This is a genomic window from Lancefieldella parvula (genome assembly GCF_963547875.1).
GTDB classification, from domain to species: domain Bacteria; phylum Actinomycetota; class Coriobacteriia; order Coriobacteriales; family Atopobiaceae; genus Lancefieldella; species Lancefieldella parvula_D.
Window position 1 is genome coordinate 21,399 of sequence record NZ_CAUUSI010000014.1, and the last position, 6,071, is coordinate 27,469.

General features: G+C 47.5%; 5 protein-coding genes and 1 tRNA gene. 1 reads left to right on the top strand and 5 read right to left on the bottom strand.

What is annotated here, in order from left to right; all coding sequences use genetic code 11:
* Window positions 1-39 precede the first annotated feature (39 nt).
* Window positions 40-306 carry a FeoA family protein gene (locus RWJ96_RS05630; protein WP_314019385.1) on the bottom strand — a complete coding sequence of 89 codons (267 nt, stop codon included), beginning with the start codon at window positions 304-306 and terminating at the stop codon, window positions 40-42.
* A gap of 241 nt (window positions 307-547) precedes the next feature.
* Window positions 548-3,415, bottom strand: coding sequence for a phosphoenolpyruvate carboxylase (locus RWJ96_RS05635; RefSeq protein ID WP_314019386.1), 2,868 nt, complete (start codon window positions 3,413-3,415; stop codon window positions 548-550).
* A gap of 180 nt (window positions 3,416-3,595) precedes the next feature.
* On the opposite strand from RWJ96_RS05635, the gene RWJ96_RS05640 reads away from it, so the two are divergent.
* The gene (locus RWJ96_RS05640) at window positions 3,596-5,029 is read left to right on the top strand and encodes a lipopolysaccharide biosynthesis protein (RefSeq protein WP_314019387.1); all 1,434 of its coding nucleotides are present in this window, start codon (window positions 3,596-3,598) and stop codon (window positions 5,027-5,029) included.
* 139 nt (window positions 5,030-5,168) lie between these two features.
* Here RWJ96_RS05640 and RWJ96_RS05645 read toward each other — a convergent pair whose 3' ends face one another.
* From RWJ96_RS05645 to RWJ96_RS05655, 3 genes are all read right to left on the bottom strand, one after another.
* Window positions 5,169-5,486, bottom strand: coding sequence for a glutaredoxin domain-containing protein (locus tag RWJ96_RS05645; RefSeq protein WP_035432322.1), 318 nt, complete (start codon window positions 5,484-5,486; stop codon window positions 5,169-5,171).
* Between the two features lie 85 nt (window positions 5,487-5,571).
* The gene (locus RWJ96_RS05650; RefSeq protein ID WP_314019388.1) at window positions 5,572-5,769 is read right to left on the bottom strand and encodes a hypothetical protein; all 198 of its coding nucleotides are present in this window, start codon (window positions 5,767-5,769) and stop codon (window positions 5,572-5,574) included.
* Window positions 5,770-5,922: 153 nt separating this feature from the next.
* A tRNA-Thr gene (locus RWJ96_RS05655) sits at window positions 5,923-5,998 on the bottom strand.
* Window positions 5,999-6,071: the final 73 nt, after the last annotated feature.

Sequence of the window (6,071 nt, forward strand, 5' to 3'; positions counted from 1 at the left end):
AGCTGCGGGTTTTACCAGCAGCGCAATACAACAAAGTGTTTAGAGCGGAGAAACCATGATGTGCGAAGACATCTGACGGTTCAGTCCAAGTCGTGCGCCCTTAACGCTGACAATAACGTCTCCGTTAACGCGTGAAATAACTTTTACCTCTGCACCTTCAACAAATCCAAGTGTAGAAAGGTGCTGACGAAGGTCAGAAGCACCCTTAACCGCTACGATCAGCGCAGTCTCTCCCTCACCAAGCATGGCAAGAGGAAGAACTGGACCAGAATTTGCGGGACCCTGTGAGGTCTTTTCTGTATCCATGCATCCCCCAAAATAACGTAGGCAAACTAAGTTTGCTCTTTCGAACTTTTACTTCATTAGTATCAACTAAAAGTTAAGGTAATTCAACTTTCATTTAATAATTAAAGTAAAAAATAAGGCGAGAAACTCTGTCTACCAGTGGTTTCTCGCCTTGTAAATATTGCAACTTTATTTCAGGTAATCCTAGTTTTACGTAAACATAAACGATTGTTTGCTCAAGCTTACGACAAGCGGTGCGACATCAGCCCGTATTCTGCAGACCTGCGGCAACACCAGACACGGTGCACAAAATCAAATACGTAATGTTTGCACGTGCCTCTGGAGTAAGCATGTCATCCCTTATACGAAGCTCAGACAGGGCATGCACCTGCGTAACCGAGAGAATATTAACAAATGGAAGACGCAGGCGGATAACAGGACCAAGCACGCGACGGTTCTCCAACGGCCACTTGTTACCGGTGATAGCAAGGACCCACTTGCGCGTCAACGACATCTCGGAGAGAACCATCTCCGAAAGTTCAGGGCGATCACCCAGAGCCAGATAAAGTCTTGCAATACGAGCATCAATTTTGGAGATTGACATCTCAATGTTGTCGATAAACGTAGTGAACAGCGGCCACTCTCTATATGCCTCACGGAGGCGTTCGATATCCCCTACTGCCTCGCAGGCACTGCCCAGTCCATACCAAGCAGCCAGGTTGATACGAGCCTGTGACCAGGAGAAAATCCATGGAATAGCACGCAAGTCATCAAGAGACTTGGCGCCCAGGCCACGTTTTGCAGGTCTTGAACCAATGGGGAGAAGACCAATCTCTGTCAGAGGGGTAACAACCGAGAACCACTCAGCAAAGCCATCGGAGTGAATGAGCTCCAAGAAACGCTGCTTGGACGCGTTATCAAGCTCAGAAGCGAGCGAAGCAAACTTCACGTCTGTCTGGGTATTCTTCTGTTCAATAGAAGGTGCCATCTGAAGCAGTGTTGCTCCAGCAACGGACTCTACGTGACGGCGAGCAAGCGTTGGGTCACCATAGCGAGCAAAAATAACTTCTCCCTGCTCAGTAAGTTTAAAGCGACCGTTGACTGAGCCTTTGGGCTGAGAAAGAACAGCACGGTTTGCAGGACCACCGCCACGACCAACTGCACCGCCACGTCCGTGCATCAAGATGAGGTCAATGGAGTTCTTCTCTGCCCACTCTGCCAAAGCAGCCTGAGTCTTATGAAGTACCAGTGTTGCCGTAGTTGGTCCCTCATCCTTCGAGGAATCGGAATAGCCCAGCATGACCTCAAGCTTGCGGTCTGTCTGAGCAAGACGCGCCTGCACCTCAGGAAGCTGAATTACCTGGTCAAGTGTGGCAACAGCATTCTCAAGGTCTTCAATTTGCTCAAAGAGTGGAATAACGTCTAGTACAGGAACGTCTTCTTCATTTGCAAACGCAAGACGTGCAAGCTTATAGACATTCTCAACATCCTGAGCAGACTGCGTAAACGAAATAATATAGCGACGAGCAGCATTAATGCCGTTCTTCTTTTGAATTGATCCAATGGAGCGGAAGGTATCTAGCACCTCCTGCGTCATAGCATCAAGTTTGGCGGGTTTCTCGGCAGTTGATGGGTGTGTCTCAATATCTGCAAGCGCACGCTTGTGCACCAAAGAGTGCTGACGGAACTCCATCTCCACCAAGTGGAAGCCAAAAGTTTGAGCCTGCCAGATAAGCTTCTGAACAGGACCGTAGGCAATACGGAAAGCCCCTGCTTGAGCCAGTGAATCCTGAATAACGCGCAGATCAGCAATAAACTCTTCAGCGTTTTGATACATCAGGTCAGCATTGCGCTCAATGGTGGCGCTGAGTCGGCCAGAAATGACGCGCATTGCCGCACGGTGCAACTCAGACCCAGCCTTATCAATAGCCCCAGAGGTCAGGGCCTGGCTCATTTCTACCTGCTGTGCCCAAAGATTAGCAAGCGCAGGCGAAGCTGGAGTAGAAATACCATCAAGCGTCAGACCTCGACTGACTTCCTTGGTAGCCTGAGCCAGTGCCTGCAGTACGTGTACACGGTACTTCTCGGCAACTTGGCGAGAAACCAGAGCGGTAACATTAGGGTTACCGTCGCGGTCGGAGCCAATCCAGCTACCTGGACGGAAAAATGGTGGGCAGACAGGCGACACGCAACCAGCGTTTTCTCCCAGCACCCAGTTATCAAAGCGGCGATATACCGAAGGAACCATCTCAAAAAGGGTGGTATCAAAAATGTTGAGGACAGTATCTGCCTCCTCCAAAGGAGTTGGCTTTTTATGACCGATAGGAGACGTACGGAATAGGCCGTCAATCTCTTGCAGCATGCGACGCTCGTTTTCCACACGAGCAGGACCACCAAGCCTCTGACGCTCATCAAGAAGCTCTGAGATGGTGCGGATTCGGCGCTCAACGTTTTTACGACGAGCCTCAGTTGGGTGCGCGGTAAAGACGGGGTGGAACTCAAGACGATTAAGACGTGCTTTTGCCTCTTCTTCACCGCACTCGTCAATAAGCTGTCTATATGCAACGGTTATCTCATTGATAGGGTCTTCTGCAGAAGATGGATCAACAGAAGCCTCACGAGAGCGTAGGCTGGTAACGCGATAATTCTCTTCACAAAGATTTGCTAAGTGGAAGAAAGTTACAAATGCGCGCATGAGAAGCACGGAGTCTTCCATGCTTAGGTTGTCAATGGTAGAAGCAAAACGCAGAAAAGCATTAAGCGATTCCTTCTCTGAATCTACTTTGAGTACCGCATTGATTGCCTCAAGCAGCAAAGGTGCACGAGTTGTAGACAAATCATCTGGTCCAGCTTTAATTGCCTCAACCAACAACGTGTCAAAACTAGTAAGAAGATCTGGATTGTACTCAGCAAGCACTTTTCTTACCAAACGCAAAAAGAAGGTAAGGTTATCGCGCAGAGGAGCTGGCGCTTTAAGCGCTTGAATAAGGGTACGAGCAGCAGCAATCTCATTCCCGCGTCGTTCAAGAAGCGACTGAGCTACTTCAGAAGTTGTTGCACCATCGATGGGTTTCTCGTCAAAAGAAGCATTGCTGGACTCTAGATTTGAATCTTGAAGGTTGCCTGCCATGCTCATCCTTTCCCACATGACTCTGAATACATAGTATCTACCATACTCTTTTGTAACAATCTTCGTACGATTGTTTGTCAATCTGTTACCTAATGTACATCGTGGACTACAATCGATATAGCAAATAAAAATTGATATATCAAAGTTTCTGGCCACGCTAAAGAAGATTTTAGGTTTTACATGCTCAATCCATTCAAGAAAAGTCGTACTGCGTACAACAATTCTTCCGTACATAAGCAGGTAGAGCGTCTTCGCACACCTCGCTATGAACTTGATGACTCGCGCACAAACGGGGGTCAACCTGGCATTGTGGTTACATGGTGGACCAGGCTTCTCTCTGCCGTGGTCTCTGGCGATATTGCTAATCAAGACGAGCAATACTTGGCACATCAAACGTCCCAGGATTATCTCTTCAATGCACTTGGACAAAGTGCCTGGGGTGCACTTTTCCCGCTTTTAACTGTTGTTTGTTCTCAGCTTGTTGGCATTGAACAAGCAGGACTTTTCTCCATGGCATTTGTTGTGGCAACGCTTTTGTTTTTTATTGCCCAATACGGTGTTCGCACGTATCAAGTTTCCGACATAGCTGAACAACGTAGTTTTTCTGATTACCAGATTCAACGCGCAGCTACCGTTGTTGTCATGGTGACAGCTGGCCTTATTTGGTGTTTCTTCAAAGGCTATGCCGAGCCCATGTTCTCTATCTGCACGGGAGCGTTGCTCTTTAGGGCAGTTGACGGTATGGCCGATGTCTACGAAGGCCGCTTGCAGCAAAAGGACAAGCTCTATCTAGCAGGACTCAGTCAAGCGCTGAGGTGTAGCACAAGTTTTATTCTCTTCACGCTTGTGTTATTTGTTACCAGAAATCTTGTATGGGCAAGTTGGAGCATGGGTATTTGCGCTCTTGTCACCTTGGTATTTGTTTCTGCTCCCCTAGCCATTCTTGAGACCGATAAAAGCGTGCACTTCAAGCTTGCAAACATCAAAGATATCTTTGTGCAATGCTGGCCTCTCTTTTTGGCGCTTTTCCTCTACAACCTTATCGATTCGCTGCCAAAGTTTGCCATGGAAGGTACACTCTCTTACAGCAACCAGTTGTACTTCAATGCGCTCTATTTCCCCGCTCACACTATTTTGATGATCTCCACGCTCATCTACAGGCCGCAGCTCTTTAAGCTTGCCAGTCTGCTAGAAACCTCTATCCACAATCCGGCTAATAAGAAGCGCTTTGGCGTAATGGTACTTGCCCTGTTTGGAGCCATCGCGGTAGTCACCGCAGGTACTGCAGCATTTGTTGAGTTTATTGGCATTCCTCTTAACAGCTTCTTGTACGGCGTTGATTTTGAGCAGTATCGCGGACTTGCACGCATTATGGTAGCCACCGGTGGCCTTTGTGCTGCAATCGACTTTTTGTACCAGCTCATCACCATCATGCGAGCTCAAAAGGCAGTTACGCGTGCCTACCTGATTTCATTTGTTGTATCCATCCCTATTATCTGGATGATGGTCAGCTTTACTGGTCTTAACGGCGCAGTTATTGGTAGCTTTTCCTCTATCCTCATCCTCTTCTTGCTGCTCATTAGCGAATACGCTGTAGCACGCCTAAAGAGTTAACTGACGCAAATAGGGCTGAAGAGTTATAAACTACCCCGTTTTCTAACGCAAAATCCCTCTGCTCCATATCCTGGAACAGAGGGATTTGTGTAAACAAGGCGAGAAAACCTACTGCTTGACGGGTTTCTCGGCAACAATCTTAGAAGGAGCAAGCACCGCCGATGGTGCAAGCAGCTGCAGCGGAACCATCGTCTGAGTCATCGTTTGAACCAGAAACATGGAAGACCTCAGAAAGGTAATTGATGATGTCGCCGGACTCATACATTGCCTTGCCGTCAATGAACAAACATGGGACCTGACGCTTACCGCCAACCTCAATAAGGCGCTCGCGAGCTGCGTCATCAGCAACGATATCGTGCATAGGAAGCTCGATGTTGTTCTGCTCCATAAAGGACATGACCTTGTGGCAGTATGGGCAGGTTGGCTTATAGAAAAGCTCAAGATTCTGAGTAGCCATAAAAACTCCTTTTGTTAGTAATTACTACTACTTTGTCTATACCCATCACGTTGCAGTTGTTTCACATGGATTTGATTGTGGCTCTCTAATGGAAATGAATCCCTGGAAAGTCCGGATCTTCTGCATAGAAATCTATATAACTCTGTTTTGCTTCTTCTGGAGCCTCATCTTTAATGTGATATCCGCGACCATCATCAAAAAAGAAATCGTCGATACCTTCATCTTCTGGGGTTGTATACCAATCGCGATTGGTTAAAAAGTAAGGTGGTCTAATACATGTCATTTATCCTCCACTCGTCAACAGATTAATCTATTTTTTCGCAAACTATCGTGTAACGCTAGTTTACTCTCGAATCATGAAAGCTGTTTAGCAGAAGCGATAAGCGGCCACTAGCGGCATAAAAATAGCCGCACAAGGCGGCTATTTAGTAGTTGATGGTGCCAGCAACCAGGATCGAACTGATGACCCCCGCTTTACGAGAGCGGTGCTCTACCAACTGAGCTATGCTGGCGTGCAAAAGCGCGCTAACAACTATACGGGGAAGCCCTGTATTATTCAAGCAGAAATACTAAAGAAGCCCGAGA

Bases quoted from the DNA above. Each gene is read 5' to 3' on its own strand.
- RWJ96_RS05630 (WP_314019385.1), bottom strand. From the start codon at position 306: ATGGATACAGAAAAGACCTCACAGGGTCCCGCAAATTCTGGTCCAGTT.
- RWJ96_RS05635 (WP_314019386.1), bottom strand. From the start codon at position 3,415: ATGGCAGGCAACCTTCAAGATTCAAATCTAGAGTCCAGCAATGCTTCT.
- RWJ96_RS05640 (WP_314019387.1), top strand. From the start codon at position 3,596: ATGCTCAATCCATTCAAGAAAAGTCGTACTGCGTACAACAATTCTTCC.
- RWJ96_RS05645 (WP_035432322.1), bottom strand. From the start codon at position 5,486: ATGGCTACTCAGAATCTTGAGCTTTTCTATAAGCCAACCTGCCCATAC.
- RWJ96_RS05650 (WP_314019388.1), bottom strand. From the start codon at position 5,769: ATGACATGTATTAGACCACCTTACTTTTTAACCAATCGCGATTGGTAT.